Source organism: Niallia nealsonii (assembly GCF_002835805.1).
Classification (GTDB): domain Bacteria; phylum Bacillota; class Bacilli; order Bacillales; family Cytobacillaceae; genus Niallia; species Niallia nealsonii.
In genome coordinates this window covers 1-19,775 of the sequence record NZ_PISE01000037.1, presented here as the reverse complement: position 1 = coordinate 19,775, position 19,775 = coordinate 1, and the positions used below count along the sequence as shown (strand labels likewise).

Here is a 19,775-nt window from a genome sequence, read left to right as displayed (position 1 = left end):
CGATTTTGATAGAATTATATTCGATTTTGGTGGAAACAACAAGTAGAAACTTATACAATTTTGATATTACAAGATACGTAAGAAAGATGGGATGTGTGGTGTGGCAACATGTAAGGACGGAAATAACGAAGAATAGTGACTTTAATCGTGCGTTGATCTCGCTGGTATTACCAATTGCATTACAGAATCTAATCTCAGCAGCCGTCATCGCGGCGGATGTTGTAATGCTAGGAATAATTAATCAGTCGGCAATGTCTGCCGTATCACTAGCAGGGCAAGTAACTTTTGTGTTGACCCTTTTTTATATGGGTATGGCAACAGGAGCAGGTATTCTTACGGCACAGTATTGGGGGAGGAAGGATGTCAAAACGATACAACATGTCCTTAGTATTGCCAATATGTTTTCGTTTGGTATATCCATTTTCTTTTTCGGACTTTCACTGTGCTTCCCAGAAATGCTGATGCGGCTTTTTACAAATGATATCGAGTTAATCAAATATGGCACAATTTTTTTGCGGGCTGTCTCGTTTTCTTATATCGCAATGGGGATTTCTCAGATGTATCTTAGCGTGATGAAGAGTATGGAGAACGCACGCCTTAGTGCATGGGTTAGTTCAATATGCCTTATTCTGAACATAGCACTTAATGCACTTTGTGTATTTGTTTTGTTTCCTGGTATGCCTGAAAAGGCTATTACAGGTGTCGCTGTCTCTACTGTTTGTGCACGATTTATCGAGCTTGGATGTTGCATTGTCCACTCAATAAGACGCGGGGAAGTTCGGTTCCACTTGCCTTTACGTGATGATATGGAACGTCACTTGCGCAACGATTTCCTGAAATACACAATGCCTATTCAGGCAAATTACTTCGTTTGGGGTGGCGCCTTGACTGTAACAACTGTCATTATTGGGCATGTAAGCGCTGATATGGTTGCATCTAACTCCATTGCAACAGTAGTCAAAAATTTGGCAATCGTTTTTTGTGGTGGTATTGCTAGCGGGGGCGCTGTACTTGTTGGAAAATATCTAGGCAGCAGTGATAGGAAGATGGCAATAAAAGTCGGCAAAAGGATCAATTTATACGCACTGATATTCGGAGTAGTGGCTGGGGGAACCATTTTGCTGATAAAACCCGTGGTATTCCATATAGTGGATTTAAATGGTACTGCACAAGCTTATCTTAATGGGATGCTTTATATATGCGCTTACTACTGTATTGGTAAGTCGATAAACTCAACTATCATCGGTGGCATATTCCCCGCTGGAGGAGATGCAAAATTTGGTCTTTGGTGCGACTCTGTCGTTATGTGGTTTATCATATTGCCATTAGGTTATATGAGTGCATTTGTGTGGCATGTACATCCTATAATCCTGTATGCAGTAATCAGTTTAGATGAAATGATAAAGCTACCCTTGGCTATAATTCGTTACCGCCAATACAGATGGTTAAACAATATTACAAGAGATTTTACATAAGTAAGGTGAAACGATGCCCACTTTTTAATCAAGGTTAGAGAACAAATAGAATTATAGAAGGAGCGATGTATGATGACAATGAGAGAAAGAATTTCTGCTGGAAAATTATTCACAGATTATTGTGAAGGACTGCCGGAAGACAGGATGCAGGCTAAAAGAAGAATGATTGCATTTAATGCGACAGGACCGGATGCTTTAGAGGAGCGCGTGCGACTGATGAAAGAAATATTCGGTAAAGAAACAAAAGCATGGATAGAGCCTCCATTTTACTTCTGCTATGGAACCAACATTGAAGTCGGAAAGGGTACTTATATTAATTTTAACTGTAATTTTGTTGATGACACTAAAATTATCATCGGAAAAGATGTTTTGTTTGGTCCAGCTGTAACAATCGCTACCGTTGGTCATCCAATCAATCCTAATTACAGAGGATATATGTATGCTGATCCAGTTAAAGTTGAGGATAATTGTTGGATTGGAGCTGGTAGTACGATATGCCCTGGGGTAACCATTGGTGAAAACAGTGTCATAGGTGCTGGAAGCGTAGTGACGAAAGATATCCCAGCTAATTCTGTTGCTGTTGGCAATCCTTGCAAAGTGTTGCGTACCATCAATGAACACGATTTAAAATATTATTACAAGGACAAAGAAATAACTCAAGAAGATTTGGATGAGGAAGCTCGTTTGAGATAATTCATCCTAATAGGGTCAGAAAAAATGATCAGATTGAAGCAATTAACAGATAATACTCCCTATGTGAAGAAGTGAAAAAAATAATTTTTATCAAAATGGTCATAAGTTGCTCAAAATCGTAAGAGTCCTATCAAATAAAAAGTATTTACTTACATTTTTCAAAATCAGAAATTAAAGGAGAAAATTATATGATTAAATTAGTGTTAACTGATATGGATGGAACATTCTTAAATAATAGCGGTGATTTTAACAGGAAACTGTACAAGGATGTAAAAAAGATAATGAAAGAAAAAGGTGTTGTTTTCGCTCCTGTTACCGGTAAGCAGTGTGAACGTGTAGAAGAGTTATTTGGTGATGATGCAAATGATTTATGGATTTTAGGTGATAGCGCAACTCGAATCAAGCATAACGGAGAGTTTGTTTATGAATCTCTGCTTAGTAATAAATTAGGACTGGAAATTATCGATTTACTTGAGGAAATAAGCTTGGAACATACCATTATTGCGTGTACAAGAAATGGTGCAGTAATAAAAGATAATATTCCTCAAGAGGAAGCAGCTATTGTCAGAAGGTCCTATGCGCAAGTAAGAAAAGTCTCTGATTTTAAGGAAATAACAGAGGATTTTGTTAAAATCACGATTCATGACCCATTGTTGAGATGTATGGAAACCAGAGAAAAACTATTTCCGCATTTTGAATCAGCTTATATTGTAGCTTCTGAAGCTGCTTGGATAGATATAGCGAATGTCAATGTTCATAAAGGTACGACTGTTGAACACTTACAGCGATTATTGAATGTGACTCCTGAAGAAACAATGGCTTTCGGAGATGGTTTCAATGATTTAGAACTCATGGTCCGCGCAACATATAGCTTTGCTGTACGAAATGCCGTTCAAGAATTAAAAAATGTTGCAAATTTCATTACTCGCTCTAATGAAGAAGACGCTGTAATGAAGACAATCATTCAAATGTTATCCTTACAGAAAAATAATGATTAAAATACATATTTAAGATAACTGGGTGGATTATCGGGGAAATTAGGTGAGCTAAATGGTGGTTAAAAAACTTGTAGTTAAGATCCCGAGAGGACTTCAACCGGCTACCCATGCAGCCATTTTTGTACAAAAGATTTATTCCTTTAATAGTAAAGTAATGATAATTAAAGATGGAAGAATTGTATGTGGTGGAAAAAATGTAATGGTGAGTAGTCAATTAACTGTTAAAGTTATGGGTTTAGCTATTGAAGTAGGTGATGAAATTACATTAATTGTATCTGGAATAGATGAACATCCTACATTCATTGCATTGGAAAAATTTCTTTTGAACAAAGATCACTCTTTTCTACCTTTTGTTGTTGAACAAACCAAGCCGATTGATAATTAATATTGTAAAAAAATGGAATTAAAACAAAGGATGCTTTAGTTTAATATCAGACTGCCAAATGTGGTGGCTTTTTGTTTTTGGGCTTAAATAAAGAAACCTAATGATGCTAAAATTACTGGAACATTTATAGTGTTTTACCAGAGCTCTCCATTTTTTAGTTTCCTATTGGAAGTTTTTATGATTAAATGAGAACAGAAAAGTGAGAGGATGAATTCAATGTCACAATTTACTAATGTAGAAATCAGTACAAAAGCAAACATTTATTTTGATGGAAAGGTAACAAGTAGAACTATCATATTTCAAGATGGAACCCAAAAAACTTTAGGAATAATGCTTCCAGGAGAATATGAATTTTCAACATCTCAAAAAGAAGAGATGAATATTCAAACGGGTATACTAGAATATAAATTAAAGGGACAAGAATGGAAGTCGATTCAAAATAATGGTATATTTTATGTACCTGCAAATGAAAGCTTTTCCTTAAAGGTTCATTCTGTTGTAGATTATTGTTGTTCCTACCTTCCTGAGGGTAACTGATTTTAATATAGATAGATGGTAAAATTCTTTATAATACAACTTAATTACTTAATAACGGGTCAAGAGTTAAAGAACAGGGATTGCTGTAGCGATCCCTTTATTTATGCAACTAATGGCGCAAGTTAACGCAAGAAGAAATCTTCACTAGTGAGTATACTTGTAAATTGTATCATGAGGGAGAAAAAATTATTGAGAATTTTAACGCAAGTATCACCTTTAATGCTGAAACCTTTCGTTTATAGATTCGTATAAATGTTAAAGCAAAAAAGGCGGTGGAAGTGATGAGTTTCGCTTCATGGTTTGCTGTAGCTATTGGAGTAGCAGTTGCAATAGGTCTATTTGGTAATAAATCAAAAAAGAAAAAAAGATAATGATTGCACTCAAAAAACGAGTGCTTTTTCTTTTGGTGTTAATCTACCTGGGGGCTAAACTCCAGAAGAATCGCTACGGCCGTCTTTTTTTTGTTCCACGATCGGGGGCATTCCTTACAATAGAGGGATTTTTTTATCTCAAAAGTCGGAAAGGTTAATTAAATAATTATATAAAAAATAAAGGGAAAGTACCTGTCTTTTAAAGGAGTGTCCCCTTCTCTTTGTGGTTCACTTTTTTAGACCAGCTGCAAACAAGGGACCATTAACCGTAATGGTAGTTAGGATACGAGCCATTTCTTGAGGAGATTCTTTTCTGCCGCTATTCAGCCATTGTTGAATTACCCCTATTTTTGCAGTTCCCATATAAGAAGCTAAATATTGTGCTGGAACAAGGAAATTTTCTTCCTTTACCATGGAGTTTGGATTATTCCCATAAAGTGTTTCCCACATAAATTCTTTTAGTCTTGTTTGAAATGATAAATCTCCTTTTGGACCTAATACAGCTTTCATAATATCACTATTTTTATTTAGATACTCAAATAATGAAACTGTAAGAGGAAATGGTGGCACAGTCGGAGAGTCCATTTCAAGTGAATCAATAACACTTGGGAAGTTTTGCTTTACAATTCTGGACATTTCTAACATAATTTCTTCTTCGCATTTCGTCATTAAATCAAATTTGTCTTGATAATGTGCATAAAATGTCCCTCTATTAATTTTCGCCCTAGTTGTTATATCTTTAACTGTAATTGCTTCGAAACCTTTTTCATCTATTAATTCTATTAGTGCATCTCGAATGGCTTCTTTTGTCCGAATGACCCGTAAATCAGTTTTACTACCAGGCATGCAAATTCCTCCTTATTTTTATCCAACACAATTAAGAAAGGTGTCCCGTAACCAACGCATATTCCGTATTTGATTATTGAACAGAATGTAATTCAAACTTATAATTTAGAACATAATAAACAACACGGTGTGTATTTATTGTAACTTATCATCTAGGAGGATTTCAAATATGTTTAAAAACAAACTACTATTCTTATCACCAATCATTGCATTGACCATTATATTTATTTTTTCACTAACATTAATTCCATCGGTCCAACCAGAACCCAAAAATCTACCTATTGCAATCGTAAATGAGGATGCTGGGATGGAGATTCCCAATCAGTCAAAAATGAATATGGGTCAAACAATCGTGAAAATGATAAAAGAAAATTCAAAAGCAACTACAGATCAAGAAGACCCTACTGTGAAATGGGTGGAAGTAAAAAACGCAGAGGAAGTACAAAAAGGATTAGATAACCAAGAATATTATGCAGCATTGGTTATTCCGAAAGATTTTAGTGCTAAGCAGGCTTCTTTACAAACTCCAACACCTTCTTCAGCTGAAATCGAAATATTTGTTAACCAAGGTATGAACACAATGGCGTCAACAATGGCAGGACAAATATTGAACGGAGTAGTGGACAACATTAACAACAATGTTCGTACACAACTACTAGACGGACTAGAACAACAAGGAGCAACATTAACAACAAAGCAAGCTGAAAGTCTAGCAACTCCTATTACAAAAAAAGTCATAAATGTTAATGAAACGGGTACTAATAGTGCAAACGGTAATGCGCCTGTTTCTTTATTCCAACCGCTTTGGATGGCAAGCCTAGCGAGTGCTGCTATCATTTTTATCGCTCTTAGAAAAGCAACCATTACTAATCGAAAAGAGAACTTTGCAGTAAAATTGGTGCAAATTTTAATAGGTGCAATTGTCACCCTTGTCGTTGGATTTGGTTTAACTTGGCTGGCAGAAGGGATGGTAGGGCTCCATATTCCAGATTTCACGAGTACAGCATTATTTTTATCTATTACATCCTTTAGCTTTTTTCTAATGATTTCAGCTGTACTTTCCATAATAGGGCTTAGAGGTATGCCTATTTTTATCTTAATGCTTTTCTTTGGTGCACCATTGCTTGCAATGGCTCCAGAAATGATGTCACCATTTTATCATGATTGGGTCTATTCTTGGTTGCCAATGCGATTTATGGTAGAAGGTTTACGAGAACTACTCTTCTTCGATAAAGGATTAACTTGGGATTCTGTATCAACCCTTATTTGGATTGGAATAGTGGGTATGGTAATTATACTAGCTTCTGCATTAAGATTAAATTCAATAAATAAGAAAACAAAAAATCAAAAATTAGAGGAATAACAAAGAACAAGCCGGTTTCCTTATAGGAAAAACGGCTTGTTTCAGTAAGGTTTTGTAAAAAAACTCCCTAAAATTAACGATTGATATGCTTCCCCTAGGGTAGACAGATTAAAACATAAAGTCTGTTTGCTTTAGGGGGAGCCTATCATTTTATACTTTTGGGCAGCCTCTTTTATTCGTTCATAAGTTCCTCTACTGTTCTTCCTCTTCCTATTCTAGGAAAAATGAATTTGCAGGTTGCTTCGTGTTCTTCTTTACTAAAAGTTGTCATCGCATCTGTTATAAATAGTTGATTATATCCATGTTGAAACGCTTCTCTTGCTGTCATTTCTACCCCAATGTTTGTTGCAATTCCGCATAAGACAATGGTATTAATTCCTCTGCGTCGAAGCTGCAAATCTAAATCTGTTCCAAAGAAAGCACCCCATTGACGTTTTGTTACGGTATAATCATTTGATCCTACTTCAAGTTCAGGCACAAATTCTGCCCAGTCTTCTGGCAAAGCTCCACGGCTAGTAGTTAGATTGTCTGTAATAGGCTTTAAATTATCTTTGCCATCATGGTAATCAACGTTTACGAAAGCAATAAAACCTTCATTTTTACGAAAATATTCTACAAGACGGACTGTTTTCTCCACTACCTGTTGCCCTTCTGATACCATACCAACAATTCCTTTTTGTAGATCAATGATGACAAGTGCTGTTGTGTTAAAATCAATGTTTAATGAATCCATAAAAATTCTCCTTTCATTAAATAATTCTATCCCTTTTCACTGTGTCTCTTTTCACTTATTTTAAACAACATCCGCAACAAAGGCGGCACTAAGAAAAATATGAAAAAAGTTCTAAATAATTGATATCCTGCCACAAAAGATAAATTAGCATGAATCTCATGAGCAATCACTCCCATTTGATCCATTCCTCCTGGGGCAAGGCTGAGCAAGGCAGTAGCTCTTGATATCGGCTGTGACAATGATAATAGATAACTTAATCCCATTGCTCCGAAGATCAGTAAAAATCCACTTCCTATCGAAAGGGAAATAGTTCGAACCTTATTTACTAGAGAATTAGGCTTAAGCAATAAGCCGACATAGGTGCCAATCATAAGTTGAGCAATATTAATGATAAGTACTGGCAGTGAAGGTCCATGTATTCCTAAATTTTGAACGATAGCTGTCCCGATAGCTGGTCCAAGCAGGAATGCCGTAGGAAAATTAATTTTATTGCCAACAATGGCACATACCACACATACTAAAACAAAAATCAAGATATTAGGGAACAAACTACCCCAAGTTATTTGTTCTGTGACAATGTTCGGTAAAGTAGTAGCGGATTTTTCATTCGTTTTACTAAATATCGGACTAACGATAAGTAATGGGATGGAAATAACAATCATCATTAGCCGAACGACTTGAGTGACAGTAACGACAGTAAGATTAATCCCTTTTGTGTCTTCAGCTAAAATGATCATCTGCGTTAACCCACCAGGAATAGAACCCATTAATGCTGTTTTGTAATCGGTTTTCGAAAGTTTTGATACAAGAAACGCAATACCAGCACAATAAAGGAGCAGAAGAGTAGTCATAAGCAGCATATAGGGAAATTGATGAACCATCTCTTTAAGTGCAGCAATAGTCAGTGACAAGCCAATAGTGTAGCCCACAATAATCATTCCCGTATTTCGAATCATACCTGGCCATTCATATTTATCTTTTAATACACTTGAACCAAGCAATACTGCAATCATAGGACCAAGCAGCCAGGGGATTGGAATATGTAGCAGGTTGAAAACAAAGCCACCTATTAATGCTGTAACCAACGTGATGAGTACTCTTGTTGATTTCATATTGGCCCCTTTCTTTGGGTCGGGGACTGGTTCGTTGTCCCTCTCCTTAAAATTTATAATTTGTATATGAGAATATGGGAGATTTTTATTATGAACTATTTTTATTAAAGGAGAATGAGAAAGCATTACTTTAAGGGATTATAGTTAAAAGAGGCTACAATGAGGAAGTATTAAGAATGCTCAAAGGAAATGACAAAAAAAGAAATGACTGGTTAAGAAGAAAGCTGATTTCAAAAAGTCATTTTTATACGACCATTTGAGTCAGCTTCTATACAAGGAGTTTTCTGTGTTTTCAACATATGGATTTACGATATTACAGATTTATACTCTCTGCTTTAATCGTCTATCTTAAATGTAATTTTTTCATGACAAATCTTGCTAGTGGCTGAGCAATTATTTATAAATAAGGAGCTATACGGTTTTACACTGATTAATGATTCAAAATGATTGATTCATATACTGCCCCAACATACATTATCTAAATGCCATAAATATCTACCAACCTCTTTATCAAATTATAATTTTATTTGTACGAAAGTATGGATAGAGGCCTAAGAAATAATTTTGAGAATATTCCTTATGATTTTTATGTAAATAATCTAATTTTCCAAATAAATGAAAAATATATATAAAAAAAATAAAATTAATGTTAAAATTAATGTTAAAATAAATAAATAACACATAAAAACTTGGTATATACTACAAAACAAGCATGGTATCTTGCTAGAACATTCCAATGAAGCATATGTCGATGAAATGAAATTGAATGGATGGAAGCTAGTGAACATGTATGAAAAAAATGCTGAAAAAGGAGAGGAGGAAAGATGAATTTGGATATGGTCTGCTTTAATAGGAATTCTTGTAATAGTGCTTATTTACTTGGCTATAGAAGAAACGATATTTGTTAGTTCGGCATTTGGTGGAGTGCTTACATTTCTTGCAGCTGTACTCGTGTTGTTTAAGATAATAAGTATCAATTGCTTCCTTGGTATCTTACTAATCATCTTTGTTATCGCTTGACTAGCTTCTACAATTCCGGCTTTCTAATACTACTACCTTACTCCTTTTGTTATAAGTGAATTATATTCAAGGAAGGAGGTGAGAGCCATTGGCTTTTTGGAATAGATTCTTTACAGGATGTACGAAATGTGGTTCAGCAATCCATCATGAATACTATAAGAGCATTGCCAAATGAGAAGCAAACAAAAGCAAGATGGGAGCAACAGTGGTATTGGTATGAGGGAATTATCAAACGGAAAGATTACCGGACAAGAGAAGTGCTGGAAAATCTGAAAGTAATACGTGACCTAAATCCCGATGCTTCTATGGCAATTTGGAATTTCTTGCGCTTAGCGAATACCGGTCTGCCGTTTGGCGGCTGTCACACCAAACGGCAGACCGGAAAAACAGAGTACGGATTTGCTAAACAGTTATGCTCCAAATGTAGGGAAACTATATGGTGGTGGATTAGATCAACTGATAAACATTATGCTATTGACCGACTTTACCCAAGGAGCTATTGCTTTAGAAGTGGAGCCGGATAATGATTTTTACCATACCAGCTCCATAGAAATAAAAACGGTTGGGGGAACCCGAACCGGAACCATCAATGCTCAGGCCGTCATCGACATTATTAATCAACAAGTCGTAACAGCCTTAAAGCAATTGCCGATTCTCCTTGGAAGGAACGAAGGAACCACAGAAACGCATGGAACCGTACAATGGCAAATATATGTTGCAGGGATACAAAGTATTCAACGAGCCATAAAAAGAATCCTGGAGAAAGCCTATAATGTCGTACTGCAAGTGAACGGTAAACAACGATCTGCAAAGCTGACGTTTCATGAATTACGAGTAACTGACCGTCAATCTGAAGCTAATGCTGAAAAGACAGAAACCGAAACAAAAATTATGCAACGTAAAGAGGATTGGATCACGAACGATGAAGCCGCTAATGCAATGGTCGGTCATGCTGCTGTTGCGGAGCCGGAAACGACCTCCACCACAGAAGCAGACCCATTGAGTGCGTTTCGAACAGATAAAAGAGGAATAGTGTCAAAAAAGACTCGAGCTGATGAACCCGATGACTTTATTATAAGCACAGGAGATCCTTGGGCAGAGGAGCTAGCCGCTTTAACTGTTCGAGCCAAAAGAAAGTTTCAGGCATTTTCAGATGACCAAATGGAGCTGTATATTGAACGATTAAAGGATCTTGGAGAGCTTCCAACTAGGATTCTTTACTATGTTACAAACCGGGACGATGAAGAGGTAATTATGACTTGATGGGATGTGGTAGCGGAAGGGAAACCAACTATTCAAAAGGCTGCAGCCGTATTACGAGCAAGTTATGCATTTTCCTAAGAACGAGCTTTAACCATTGCAAGAACCGAAATTATCTCTGCCGGAAGAAGCGGCCAATATTTTGCAGATGTACAATCCGGAATAGTTATCGGGAATAAGTGGATGTCAGCACAACAAGACCGTACCAGAGATGGATATCGGGAAGCAGATGGACAAGTTGTAGAAATAGATGAACCGTTTTTAGTGGCAAATGGCTCCGGTCAATTGGAACCGTTATTGTTTCCAGGAGATACAAGCCTAGGTGCGAATGCATCAAATGTTATTATGTGCCGTTGCTGGTATCAAAGAATATTAGAGGGAGAATCAATGGAATAATGAGAATAAATATGATATGTAACCCAACTAATCAGTTAATCTCTATCTATCAATCTAAAATAAAGCGGTCAAAAGAAGTTCATGCTGCTATATTTTTAAAAATAACCATCCGAATTTTAAGATTTCAATTTGGCTTTAGTCCAGAAATGATTAGGGAGTTTACAGAGCACTTTGAAAAGAAATGAAAAAAGAAGAGGAATATTCCAAGCCTTTTTAAACTAAAATCAATTAAAAAGGTGATAATTATGAGAATAGAAAAGTGCGAAGGACTATCCTGTGAAGTCACGGGAGCAGAAAAACTCTATAAATTTGTAGAGTGGAATAAACCAGATTCAGAACATTGGCTTTGTAAGGAACATTTTGAACAAAAAAGGGAACTGGACGATAAGCAAAAAAGAAGGTTTATTGAATACTACAAAGATCCGTTTACAAGAGTATGGTTAGATGAAAAGGGCCTTAAATTGTGGGAACGGTTGAGTAATCAATAACTCAACTTTTTTATAAAAATAATATTAATGTTAAAATTAATTTTTTTTTAACATTAATACTTAATTTAATGAAAGGGGAGGAAATCTTGACGGATGTTAATATTCATATTCCCATTCGTGTATCGGCAGAGTTAGTTACCGGCGAACAATGGGAAGAAATTCTACGAAAAATCAATCGGCAAATTTTAGAACCATTAACGAAAGAGGATGTTTTCACCTTCTCGGGAATTTGTAGCAACGATAGGCTTGATTCTTATCTAACTCGAATGGATCCGATCACAACATTAAAAAACTATGTAGAGGATTTACAAAGGGGGATTCCTTTACAAGAGGGACACGATATTTTCAAGAATCCATACGGCCGTTCTTATGATGCTAAGTTCCTTTCTTCTACCGAAACGGATGATGCTAATTCTGTTCGTGGTAATTAGTATATTTTAAAAAATTTAACGATTAATGGCGCACCTACAAATGATACCATCCAAGCAATTCGTGGTGGCATCCGTGAAGAAGCAAAAAGCCAATTCGTCACTGGTGCTTGGTGGAAAAGCGACTAATTTCATTAAAATTAACATTAATTTTAATGAAAAAGATAACATTAGCAAGGTGGTGAACCGAACATGGCTAATGTAGGAAATGCCAATATTGATATAACAGCGGCTAGTGCACAGGCGAAATCGGAGGTGTCCGATTTTTTTGGCTTTTTAAAGAAAATCCGGTTCATTGCTACCGAAGTAATGGGTGGATTGGCTATATTTGAAACGGTCAAAGGGGCATTAAGCGGAGCGTATAAAGCCACGAGTGGAGCAAATTCCGCCATGGAACAATATGAAAACACGTTGACCGTGGGTGGTTAAAGGTTCCGCTCAACAGGCATCGGACACGTTAGCCTGGGCGAAAAAATTTGCTGCAGAAACACCGTTTGAGATTCCCTACATTGTAGAGGCAACGACTCGACTCCAAGCCTCTGGGATGAAAGCACAAGACGTTTTAGGCATTATCGGAGATATGGTATCAGTTAGGGGTTAAAGGTTAGCCCCATATGTCAGTAATGGCATATAGCAAGCTCGGTAAAATCGGAAAATCCCTTTTAAAAGAAATGAGTAAAGTGTAACGGATATACATTTAGATTTATTTAAAAGGCAATTCCGAGGAAAGCCAAGCTGGAAACGGCTCGGAATCCGTAGAGAGCAGAGGAAGTCTAAGGATGAAAATTTATGACGATAACACTCGCTAATAGAAGGTAACGACTATTAGTACGCCGGGCACCCTAAATTATTTTCATCACCCTAGTTAATATTAACTAGGGTGATGATGTGCTCCGAACTGTATGGTGATATACAGAGTATGGAAGAAATGACCATATCTATTAAAATTAATATTAATATTAATTTTAATAGTAACATTAATTGTAAAAGAATTTAGTATAACTAAAACCATGCTCAAAGAACAAGCAGCCGATATGGGCATGTATGACGTTTGGAACGAAAGGGAACAGATTGTTGAATTAGATAATTTTAATAAAGCCTTATTTGCTCTTATGGACGATCGTTATAAGGGCGGTATGGAAATTCAATCTCAATCTTTCAATGGATTAATCTCCAATGATACCGATAGGGCAATTATTCACTATCGTTTCTCAGCCGCTATTCGATAAGCTGAAACAAGGGTTATCAAATGTGGTTCCGGTCATGGGTACTGCTATTTCTGCTTTACAAGGTGATATCCCCTCCTTACAAAGAGTGTACGGACTAATTGCCGAAGAAGTAGAAGAAGCGGGTCTTGGTCAATTTGTGATGTACGGAGATCCCAATGAAAACGGAAAAAGAGAAGCTGAGGGATTGATATATGAACGCATATAGTAGAGTATTAAAGATAATGCCTAAGTAGACAACAACAGTTCAGTAACAAAATTAAAAAGCAATCAGTTTTTTCCTGATTGCTTAGAAGCTACTTTTCTAATTAGTGACATAGTAAATCGAACGATTAAAAAGGTTGATGCAATGGAAATAAAGCTATGTATTGTTGTCCAAGATTTTTTATATTTAATTAAATTTGTATTTCTTTCAATCCAATGTTCAGCTAATGCAGATGGAACGCTAAATAATAAGGATTTAGTCAATATCCCTAAAAAACTTGAATTTTTAGTTACTTGATTGAAGTATATGCAGGATACAGGGAAAAGGAGATAACTAAATAAAACGCTGACATCAAAGGTTTTTAATAATTTTACTGGGTATGTTAAATAACCCTTTTTTACTAAAAGATTATCTAAAATGGAGGCTATATAACTTTTCAATAAGAAAATAATTAGCCAATCTTTTAATGGAGGCTTTCGAAGTAAGTTAAGGAAAGAACCAATTCCTATAACACATAATATTCTTAAGGTGATTTTTTCATACTTTCTTTTCTTCATACTAATCCTCCTATGATTTTATGTTAGTTTAACCAAGATAGGAGAATTTAATGTCACTGTTCGAAAAAATAGTGCAGTAGATGGAAAACAAGTAACGATTCGATTAAGAGCTAATCTATTCACAGGTGTTGAAGTATCTTATGAATCCATTAAGGACTACCAAAGTGGCTATACTCACAATTGGATATATGGAGCAATGCTGAGTTAACCAGGATTTATAAAGAAAATTTGAGCTGAAAACAAAAAGGGCTAAGTTGAATGTCTAATAGTAGAGAAAACTACAATCAGGTAAGTATTGAAGAATGGTTCATATACAAAGGAATTATTAGACTGATATCATTTCTTGTATCGTTGGTACTGAAAAATAAAATAATCAAGCTGTTGACTAATTTGAATTGTAGTTGAACTATTAAAGCCTTCTTTCATACCAACATTAATAAGTTCTTTACGTAACTTTTGAATATGACTTTCTAGTTGATTTAGCGAGTATTCTCTTTCCAAGTAAGTATTAAACATTGTATTGCTCCTATCTTCTAGAAAAAATATAAGTAAAAGTAATTTAATTTCATCAATGGAAATGTCTAACTATTTAGCTTGTACTATCAATTCTACCCATTTTTTGTCTAAGTCTTGTTCAATAAGTTGTTGTAACATGTGTCCTCCTAAAATATAAAAATATTTCAGGCAGCACAGCCATCGTAGTATGTAACCTTAGACCTGTTGCTTTGCGTCCCACTCTTTCAAATGGTTTGCCTTTACTGATTAAAAAGTAATATGTATACATTTTGTTTTTTTTTGTACACAAGTTATATTTTATTAAAATTTTGTAAACTTTTAAAATGTTTATTGTCGACAATTTCCTACAAAAAATAAAAAATTTAATTAATGTGTAGTTCACCAAAACTTGTGCAGCATTTATTGTACTAATCTGCACAAATATTTGTGAATTGGTAGCTTAATTTTCTACGTTAGCCTTTAACTTATACCAAATTATAAAATTAAACATTAATCATATGAAGAAGGTAGCAATGTCTTGTTCTTTTCACAAATCCTACTATCATTGATAGAAAATTCCTCTGAAATAAAGTTCATCTTAGTCAATCTTTAATAGACAGAGATCCTGATAAAGGCGGAAAAAGAGACGGAGGGGGGATTAATGTAGGAACGCATATGGATTCTGCTCATTCTAATTGTCCGTAAACAGAAGAAAAAACTACATGCTTAGAAAAAACTATACAAAAGCAAGAGAAACAAATAAAGTTTTTGCAAAGCAATTAGAATCGTTTTTAAATGCTATAAAGGAGAAAAAGAATAATTAATTTTAAAGTTAAAATTAACATTAATAATATTATTATTTATAGAGTGAAGATGAAAATTCATACTGAATAAGGAAAATAAAATTGTTGACTTTTAGTTAAAAAAAAGGAACCTTACTATTCAAGAAAGGAGGGATATGGATAGCAAAAATGTACCAAATTGGATTCTTTCTTTGAAAAATGAAGATCTTGAATTTATTAAAAACTTTGTTCTAAAATCAGGTTCTTTAAAAGAGATTGCAAAGATTTATGAAGTATCATATCCGACAGTAAGAATTAAACTGGATAGACTAATTGAGAAAATAAAAATTCATGATGCTGTAGATAACGAAGGATTTATTAAATTTATCAAAAGTCTTTCGATTGATGATCGTATAAGCCTTGAGGATGCAAAGTTGATTATTGAAAAATATAAACAAGAAAGGGATGAGAAATAATGGATGATTTTTATGGGGTTTTCATTATTGCCGGTGTATTGGCTGTTCAATATTTTTTTTCAACTAGGAATAGTATTTATTGGGGAGGAATTGTACCAGTAGCTTATATTGTTTTTTTAACCTGGATGTTTATAACAAACCACATTGAAAGTATTATTGGCTTCATTCTTATTCTACTATTAGGGATACTTTTTCTTATTATAGAATGGAGTGGTGGCAGAAAGTACCTTCGTGAGAAAACAAAAAAAGAATTAGATAAAATGAAAACTCATGATATAAAGTAAGCAATGGCGAAATAAAGATAACGATTCGTTTAAAAGTGCTGCTCTATATTTAAGTATATTGTTTAATATATTTATTTCCTGTCAGTCCGTAAATTTAAGTAATAACAATCCTGTACATACTGCAGCAATAGCATTTTTTTAATTTATAGTGCAAAAAAACTGTGCAGCATTTATTGCACTAATCTGCACAAATATTTGTGAATTGGCAGCTTGATTTTCTACGTTAGCCTTCTCGGCAATTAATTATAACTTTACATCTATAACAATTTATAAAATTAAGAATCAACTATATGAAGAAGAGGGAGAATAAGAAAGCAAGATCCTATTTTTTATAGATATTGCTGCTATTGCTAGAAACCCCCTATTTTATCATTAAAGTTAATGTTAATTTTAATGATAAAATAGGGATAAATACAATAATAAAACTGTTTAAGTGTAGTTTTTCCACAAATAGGGAAAGTTTACATTACTACTTTAGTTTCCACTCCAAAATGGTCAGAAATGACGGACTTGTTTTTCCCATTAAAGATTACATTTGAAGATTCAACCTTTACAGCCTGGTTGGACAGAATTAAATCGATACGTAAGTCTTCCTTATTATTATCCCAGCCATTAATTTTTCCTTTTACTGTTATTCCGTTATCTTTTTTTCTAGATAATAGATAAGTATCATAAAGACCCTGTTTTAACAAATATTCGTATCCTTCACCTTTGAGATGAGTACTATTATTAAAATCACCCAAAAGAAAGAACGGCTCAACCCAATTTACATGTTGTAGAAGTTTGTCTAAATGATATTTAAAAGGTTCTTCTTCATCTCTCCACCACCCCATATGACAAGAATAGAAAGATATTGGTCTATTATTATAAAGAATTTTAGCCCCAATAATTTTACGTGTTTTCCAATTGTTAATATTCCTACCTTTTGAAACATAGAAGGAAAATTCTTCAACAATTGGATATTTTGTTAGAATAGCTAGACCCTCTTCATACTTCTCGGATATTTCATTTGAAAAACCCCAAACCAACGAATAGTCAGTAATCTCTAACTTTTTAAGCTCTTGTATTAATATGTAGGCGAAATTACTAGATTTCATATTCTTAAACACATACTTTTCCTTAATCAATTGATTTACCTCTTGTAAGGCAATAACATCATATGATTTTTCTTTAATATTTTGGGCGAGATATGTAATTTTGTCTATTTGATTTTCCTCTTGCCAAGAATGGCAGTTTAATGTTAACAATTTCATTTAATAACGCCTCCCTATATTGGCTAGATATATTACCAGCTAATATATCTAATTAAATTTAAACAGTCCCTCTTTCAATTAAATTTACCGCTATTTCCTGATTAGATATTTCACCACTTAAAGCTTGAAGGAAAAGATTATTTCCAATCTTCTCAAGAGGGATTTCTATCGTTGTAATATTCATTATTTTAGAAATGGGTTCATTATTGAAACCTATTATTGCAAGTTCATCCGGTATCGATATTTTTGCTTTTTGACAAGCAGTAAGAATTCCTGCTGCTGCTTGGTCATTAGTGACCAATAATGCAGTTGGAGGTGTATCCATTTTTTTTATATATTGAACGACTTTTTCACCGTCATCAATTTCAAGGCAATCATCAAAAATATAGTCATGATTATCTGGTAAATTATATTGATTAATAAAGTCCCTATATGCAGAGTTCCGCTTAACGCTGCTAGCCCCTGACTTCCTACCAATACAATAGCCAATTCTCTGATGACCTTTATGGTATAAATACTCTAATGCGTCATAAAAAATCTTATAATGGTTTACAAAAGTCGTTGAAACTAGTTTTTTATTAACATTTTCACACAATACAATGGGTCCAAATAGCAAATGTTCTTCAATAGTAGACCAGTTACATGTTCTCGAACAAATAATTAAAGCATCTATCTGCTTTTGTTTTAACATTTTTAATGCTTCTATTTCCCTACTTTCCATATAATCAGTTTGGAACAAGAGCAGCTTGTAGTTGTATTTATATGCTTGTTTTGATATCCCTTTTAATAACAATGCGAAGTAGGGATAATCGGAAAACGGCAAAACCACACCAATCATCTGAGTCTTTCCCTTGCTTAAATGAACAGCATTTATATTTTTTTGATAATTACTATCTTTAATTGCCTTCAAAACAGCCATTCTTTTTTCTTCTTTGACAAATGGATAATTATTTAATACACGAGACACAGTTGATACAGACACTCCAGCCATCTTTGCCAAATCTTTTATATTTGTCATTTGCTCTCCTTCATATTTCTATGTTAGTCATCACCTTTAAACGTTATAAAGCAGTTCTTCAAGAATAAGATCATGTTCTATAGTTTCATCTCCTGACAGGACCCATAATCCATGTAGTTTATAACTTTTATTAGGTAATTTTTTAGGGGTTAATGTAAATGTACCACTAAAGAATTCAAAGTTATAATTACAAAAATTAAAAATACCTTCCAGCTGATCTTGTTGATTTACCATTCCAACCAGTTCTCCCATTAGTATATCTCTTCCAATAAAACTCGCATTTACAATACCGTCGTATTGTGAGTAATAAAACTTTGTCCCAACTGTAATACCTTTAAGATTTGTATCAGTACTACAAATAAAAATTCGATTGTTAAAATGTAACATTTGGTCCTCCCAGAATTATACTGTTCTATGGTTATTCCTGTTAGATTAATTTGCAATTTCAATTTCCTTCATTTCTTTTGCGAAACAAATTTAGGTACATATTAATTGTAAAATTTGAAACGCGTTTCAAGTCAAATAAAAATTTTTACATATTATTACTTTAATAATCAAAAAGAAAAAAGGATTCTATAGGTCCTTTTGCAATATAAAGAACAGCTGGCTATTGAAGTAATTCCAAAAAGGTAGACAGGAGATTTTGTTAGACAACTTACAGGGCTTTTTTCACCTATATCAAAAACAAGGGATCGGAACATAATGAAATGGTACAAAATGGATTAGAGGGTTAGAGGTTATACCTTATCCCAAATGTCGAATAATCTAACTATCACAACCTTTTAATAGAAAGACATTAAATACAGTTACTATTTTGTCAGTAAAACTAGTTTAGTATCAGCATTTTTACCAAAGATGTACGTTAAACCTTATACTTACAAACAAGCAGCTAATTAGTAAACATAAAAATTATTAAGTTTTATATATAATATCATTATAATTAACCATTATATTAACATTAATTTAATTATTAATTTTAATGATAAAAAAGAAAAACATATGAAAAGAGGTGTTTCAATATGGTGATGAAAATTTGCATATTGGTTGGACATGGTCCCGATACTGCTGGAAAAAGAGCTCCCGATAGATTTAGAGAGTTGCAAAATTAGTTCAAGCACAATTAATTAGAGAAACAGGACTCACAGATCGTGGAGTGAAGTCTTCCGGATATAAAGATGCTTATATTCGGAAGACGGACAAAACCCACCAAATACAAGTAGGGGCCTTTAGCAGCCAAAAAAATGCAGAAAAACTCGTAAAAGAATTGAAGGAACAAGGACATACCGATGCTTGGATAACAAATTAAGGAGAGGAAGCAAGATGGCGGACAAAGACTACTTTGATTGGGAAGTGGATAAGATGGATAATAGAGCC

General features: G+C 34.3%; 23 protein-coding genes, 1 pseudogene and 1 riboswitch. Of the genes and pseudogenes, 16 read left to right on the top strand and 8 right to left on the bottom strand.

The annotated features are described in order from the left end of the window. The first annotated feature begins 98 nt into the window (after positions 1 to 98). The 5 genes from CWS01_RS16005 (at position 99) to ppnP (ending at position 4,088) form a co-directional block, all read left to right on the top strand. Positions 99 to 1,475, top strand: a complete 1,377-nt coding sequence (locus tag CWS01_RS16005; RefSeq protein ID WP_235852090.1) for an MATE family efflux transporter — start codon at positions 99 to 101, stop codon at positions 1,473 to 1,475. A gap of 72 nt (positions 1,476 to 1,547) precedes the next feature. Further along, complete coding sequence (locus tag CWS01_RS23215; RefSeq protein ID WP_101178181.1) at positions 1,548 to 2,168, top strand: sugar O-acetyltransferase; 621 nt, start codon at positions 1,548 to 1,550, stop codon at positions 2,166 to 2,168. Between the two features lie 188 nt (positions 2,169 to 2,356). Next, a complete protein-coding gene (locus CWS01_RS15995) occupies positions 2,357 to 3,166 on the top strand; it encodes an HAD family hydrolase (RefSeq protein ID WP_101178180.1) in 810 nt (269 codons plus the stop codon). Between the two features lie 52 nt (positions 3,167 to 3,218). Next, positions 3,219 to 3,551, top strand: coding sequence for an HPr family phosphocarrier protein (locus CWS01_RS15990; protein WP_101178179.1), 333 nt, complete (start codon positions 3,219 to 3,221; stop codon positions 3,549 to 3,551). Between the two features lie 216 nt (positions 3,552 to 3,767). Then, positions 3,768 to 4,088: a pyrimidine/purine nucleoside phosphorylase gene (gene ppnP, locus CWS01_RS15985; protein ID WP_101178178.1), complete on the top strand. Its 321-nt coding sequence runs from the start codon at positions 3,768 to 3,770 to the stop codon at positions 4,086 to 4,088. 599 nt (positions 4,089 to 4,687) lie between these two features. Here ppnP and CWS01_RS15980 read toward each other — a convergent pair. Further along, positions 4,688 to 5,305 (bottom strand): TetR/AcrR family transcriptional regulator, encoded by a 618-nt coding sequence (locus tag CWS01_RS15980; RefSeq protein WP_101178177.1) that lies wholly within the window; start codon positions 5,303 to 5,305, stop codon positions 4,688 to 4,690. A 169-nt stretch (positions 5,306 to 5,474) separates the two neighbouring features. Here CWS01_RS15980 and CWS01_RS15975 point away from each other — a divergent pair, with 169 nt between their 5' ends. Next, positions 5,475 to 6,668 (top strand): YhgE/Pip domain-containing protein, encoded by a 1,194-nt coding sequence (locus tag CWS01_RS15975; RefSeq protein WP_101178176.1) that lies wholly within the window; start codon positions 5,475 to 5,477, stop codon positions 6,666 to 6,668. Positions 6,669 to 6,840: 172 nt separating this feature from the next. Here CWS01_RS15975 and CWS01_RS15970 read toward each other — a convergent pair whose 3' ends face one another. Then, complete coding sequence (locus CWS01_RS15970; protein WP_101178175.1) at positions 6,841 to 7,401, bottom strand: isochorismatase family protein; 561 nt, start codon at positions 7,399 to 7,401, stop codon at positions 6,841 to 6,843. Between the two features lie 26 nt (positions 7,402 to 7,427). After that, positions 7,428 to 8,513 (bottom strand): AbrB family transcriptional regulator, encoded by a 1,086-nt coding sequence (locus tag CWS01_RS15965; RefSeq protein WP_101178174.1) that lies wholly within the window; start codon positions 8,511 to 8,513, stop codon positions 7,428 to 7,430. Positions 8,514 to 9,884: 1,371 nt separating this feature from the next. On the opposite strand from CWS01_RS15965, the gene CWS01_RS15955 reads away from it, so the two are divergent. From CWS01_RS15955 to CWS01_RS22470, 7 genes and pseudogenes are all read left to right on the top strand, one after another. Beyond that, positions 9,885 to 10,796 carry a hypothetical protein gene (locus CWS01_RS15955; protein WP_157827680.1) on the top strand — a complete coding sequence of 304 codons (912 nt, stop codon included), beginning with the start codon at positions 9,885 to 9,887 and terminating at the stop codon, positions 10,794 to 10,796. A 90-nt stretch (positions 10,797 to 10,886) separates the two neighbouring features. Next, a pseudogene (locus tag CWS01_RS15950) lies at positions 10,887 to 11,189 on the top strand (hypothetical protein); the annotation flags it as partial. Further along, positions 11,189 to 11,374 (top strand): hypothetical protein, encoded by a 186-nt coding sequence (locus CWS01_RS15945; protein WP_101178170.1) that lies wholly within the window; start codon positions 11,189 to 11,191, stop codon positions 11,372 to 11,374. The pseudogene CWS01_RS15950 and the gene CWS01_RS15945, both read left to right, overlap by 1 nt. Before the next feature lie 60 nt (positions 11,375 to 11,434). Next, the gene (locus tag CWS01_RS15940) at positions 11,435 to 11,677 is read left to right on the top strand and encodes a hypothetical protein (protein WP_101178169.1); all 243 of its coding nucleotides are present in this window, start codon (positions 11,435 to 11,437) and stop codon (positions 11,675 to 11,677) included. Positions 11,678 to 11,763: 86 nt separating this feature from the next. Beyond that, positions 11,764 to 12,108, top strand: coding sequence for a hypothetical protein (locus tag CWS01_RS15935; RefSeq protein ID WP_101178168.1), 345 nt, complete (start codon positions 11,764 to 11,766; stop codon positions 12,106 to 12,108). Between the two features lie 189 nt (positions 12,109 to 12,297). Then, positions 12,298 to 12,534: a hypothetical protein gene (locus CWS01_RS15930; protein WP_101178167.1), complete on the top strand. Its 237-nt coding sequence runs from the start codon at positions 12,298 to 12,300 to the stop codon at positions 12,532 to 12,534. 747 nt (positions 12,535 to 13,281) lie between these two features. Continuing rightward, on the top strand, positions 13,282 to 13,539 hold the full coding sequence (locus CWS01_RS22470; RefSeq protein ID WP_157827679.1) for a hypothetical protein: 258 nt from the start codon (positions 13,282 to 13,284) through the stop codon (positions 13,537 to 13,539). A gap of 62 nt (positions 13,540 to 13,601) precedes the next feature. Here the strand turns inward: CWS01_RS22470 and CWS01_RS15915 are convergent, their stop codons facing one another. After that, positions 13,602 to 14,093, bottom strand: coding sequence for a CBO0543 family protein (locus CWS01_RS15915; RefSeq protein ID WP_101178164.1), 492 nt, complete (start codon positions 14,091 to 14,093; stop codon positions 13,602 to 13,604). Between the two features lie 336 nt (positions 14,094 to 14,429). Beyond that, positions 14,430 to 14,609: an aspartyl-phosphate phosphatase Spo0E family protein gene (locus tag CWS01_RS23525; RefSeq protein ID WP_101178163.1), complete on the bottom strand. Its 180-nt coding sequence runs from the start codon at positions 14,607 to 14,609 to the stop codon at positions 14,430 to 14,432. Positions 14,610 to 14,773: 164 nt separating this feature from the next. Next, a riboswitch (cyclic di-GMP riboswitch) is annotated at positions 14,774 to 14,857 on the bottom strand. A 689-nt stretch (positions 14,858 to 15,546) separates the two neighbouring features. Here CWS01_RS23525 and CWS01_RS15905 point away from each other — a divergent pair. Beyond that, positions 15,547 to 15,846, top strand: coding sequence for a DUF2089 family protein (locus CWS01_RS15905; protein WP_101178162.1), 300 nt, complete (start codon positions 15,547 to 15,549; stop codon positions 15,844 to 15,846). Next, complete coding sequence (locus CWS01_RS15900; RefSeq protein ID WP_101178161.1) at positions 15,846 to 16,130, top strand: hypothetical protein; 285 nt, start codon at positions 15,846 to 15,848, stop codon at positions 16,128 to 16,130. Before CWS01_RS15905 ends, CWS01_RS15900 begins: the two co-directional genes overlap by 1 nt. Before the next feature lie 461 nt (positions 16,131 to 16,591). Here the strand turns inward: CWS01_RS15900 and CWS01_RS15895 are convergent, their stop codons facing one another. Genes CWS01_RS15895 through CWS01_RS15885 form a run of 3 tightly spaced genes read right to left on the bottom strand, consistent with a single transcriptional unit; the run spans position 16,592 to position 18,788 of the window. Continuing rightward, positions 16,592 to 17,383, bottom strand: a complete 792-nt coding sequence (locus CWS01_RS15895; protein WP_101178160.1) for an endonuclease/exonuclease/phosphatase family protein — start codon at positions 17,381 to 17,383, stop codon at positions 16,592 to 16,594. Positions 17,384 to 17,441: 58 nt separating this feature from the next. Then, positions 17,442 to 18,401, bottom strand: a complete 960-nt coding sequence (locus CWS01_RS15890; protein WP_101178159.1) for a LacI family DNA-binding transcriptional regulator — start codon at positions 18,399 to 18,401, stop codon at positions 17,442 to 17,444. Between the two features lie 36 nt (positions 18,402 to 18,437). Beyond that, positions 18,438 to 18,788 carry a hypothetical protein gene (locus CWS01_RS15885; protein ID WP_101178158.1) on the bottom strand — a complete coding sequence of 117 codons (351 nt, stop codon included), beginning with the start codon at positions 18,786 to 18,788 and terminating at the stop codon, positions 18,438 to 18,440. A 766-nt stretch (positions 18,789 to 19,554) separates the two neighbouring features. On the opposite strand from CWS01_RS15885, the gene CWS01_RS23520 reads away from it, so the two are divergent. Continuing rightward, the gene (locus CWS01_RS23520; protein WP_157827678.1) at positions 19,555 to 19,707 is read left to right on the top strand and encodes an SPOR domain-containing protein; all 153 of its coding nucleotides are present in this window, start codon (positions 19,555 to 19,557) and stop codon (positions 19,705 to 19,707) included. Positions 19,708 to 19,775: the final 68 nt, after the last annotated feature.

Excerpts from the sequence above, each read along its gene's own strand:
- CWS01_RS15970 (WP_101178175.1), bottom strand. The coding sequence starts at position 7,401 with ATGGATTCATTAAACATTGATTTTAACACAACAGCACTTGTCATCATT.
- CWS01_RS15885 (WP_101178158.1), bottom strand. The coding sequence starts at position 18,788 with ATGTTACATTTTAACAATCGAATTTTTATTTGTAGTACTGATACAAAT.
- CWS01_RS15995 (WP_101178180.1), top strand. The coding sequence starts at position 2,357 with ATGATTAAATTAGTGTTAACTGATATGGATGGAACATTCTTAAATAAT.
- ppnP (WP_101178178.1), top strand. The coding sequence starts at position 3,768 with ATGTCACAATTTACTAATGTAGAAATCAGTACAAAAGCAAACATTTAT.
- CWS01_RS22470 (WP_157827679.1), top strand. The coding sequence starts at position 13,282 with ATGATACCGATAGGGCAATTATTCACTATCGTTTCTCAGCCGCTATTC.
- CWS01_RS15940 (WP_101178169.1), top strand. The coding sequence starts at position 11,435 with ATGAGAATAGAAAAGTGCGAAGGACTATCCTGTGAAGTCACGGGAGCA.
- CWS01_RS15915 (WP_101178164.1), bottom strand. The coding sequence starts at position 14,093 with ATGAAGAAAAGAAAGTATGAAAAAATCACCTTAAGAATATTATGTGTT.
- CWS01_RS15980 (WP_101178177.1), bottom strand. The coding sequence starts at position 5,305 with ATGCCTGGTAGTAAAACTGATTTACGGGTCATTCGGACAAAAGAAGCC.
- CWS01_RS15895 (WP_101178160.1), bottom strand. The coding sequence starts at position 17,383 with ATGAAATTGTTAACATTAAACTGCCATTCTTGGCAAGAGGAAAATCAA.
- CWS01_RS15930 (WP_101178167.1), top strand. The coding sequence starts at position 12,298 with ATGGCTAATGTAGGAAATGCCAATATTGATATAACAGCGGCTAGTGCA.
- CWS01_RS15945 (WP_101178170.1), top strand. The coding sequence starts at position 11,189 with ATGAGAATAAATATGATATGTAACCCAACTAATCAGTTAATCTCTATC.
- CWS01_RS15905 (WP_101178162.1), top strand. The coding sequence starts at position 15,547 with ATGGATAGCAAAAATGTACCAAATTGGATTCTTTCTTTGAAAAATGAA.
- CWS01_RS23215 (WP_101178181.1), top strand. The coding sequence starts at position 1,548 with ATGACAATGAGAGAAAGAATTTCTGCTGGAAAATTATTCACAGATTAT.
- CWS01_RS15975 (WP_101178176.1), top strand. The coding sequence starts at position 5,475 with ATGTTTAAAAACAAACTACTATTCTTATCACCAATCATTGCATTGACC.
- CWS01_RS15990 (WP_101178179.1), top strand. The coding sequence starts at position 3,219 with ATGGTGGTTAAAAAACTTGTAGTTAAGATCCCGAGAGGACTTCAACCG.
- CWS01_RS15965 (WP_101178174.1), bottom strand. The coding sequence starts at position 8,513 with ATGAAATCAACAAGAGTACTCATCACGTTGGTTACAGCATTAATAGGT.
- CWS01_RS15890 (WP_101178159.1), bottom strand. The coding sequence starts at position 18,401 with ATGACAAATATAAAAGATTTGGCAAAGATGGCTGGAGTGTCTGTATCA.
- CWS01_RS23525 (WP_101178163.1), bottom strand. The coding sequence starts at position 14,609 with ATGTTTAATACTTACTTGGAAAGAGAATACTCGCTAAATCAACTAGAA.
- CWS01_RS15900 (WP_101178161.1), top strand. The coding sequence starts at position 15,846 with ATGGATGATTTTTATGGGGTTTTCATTATTGCCGGTGTATTGGCTGTT.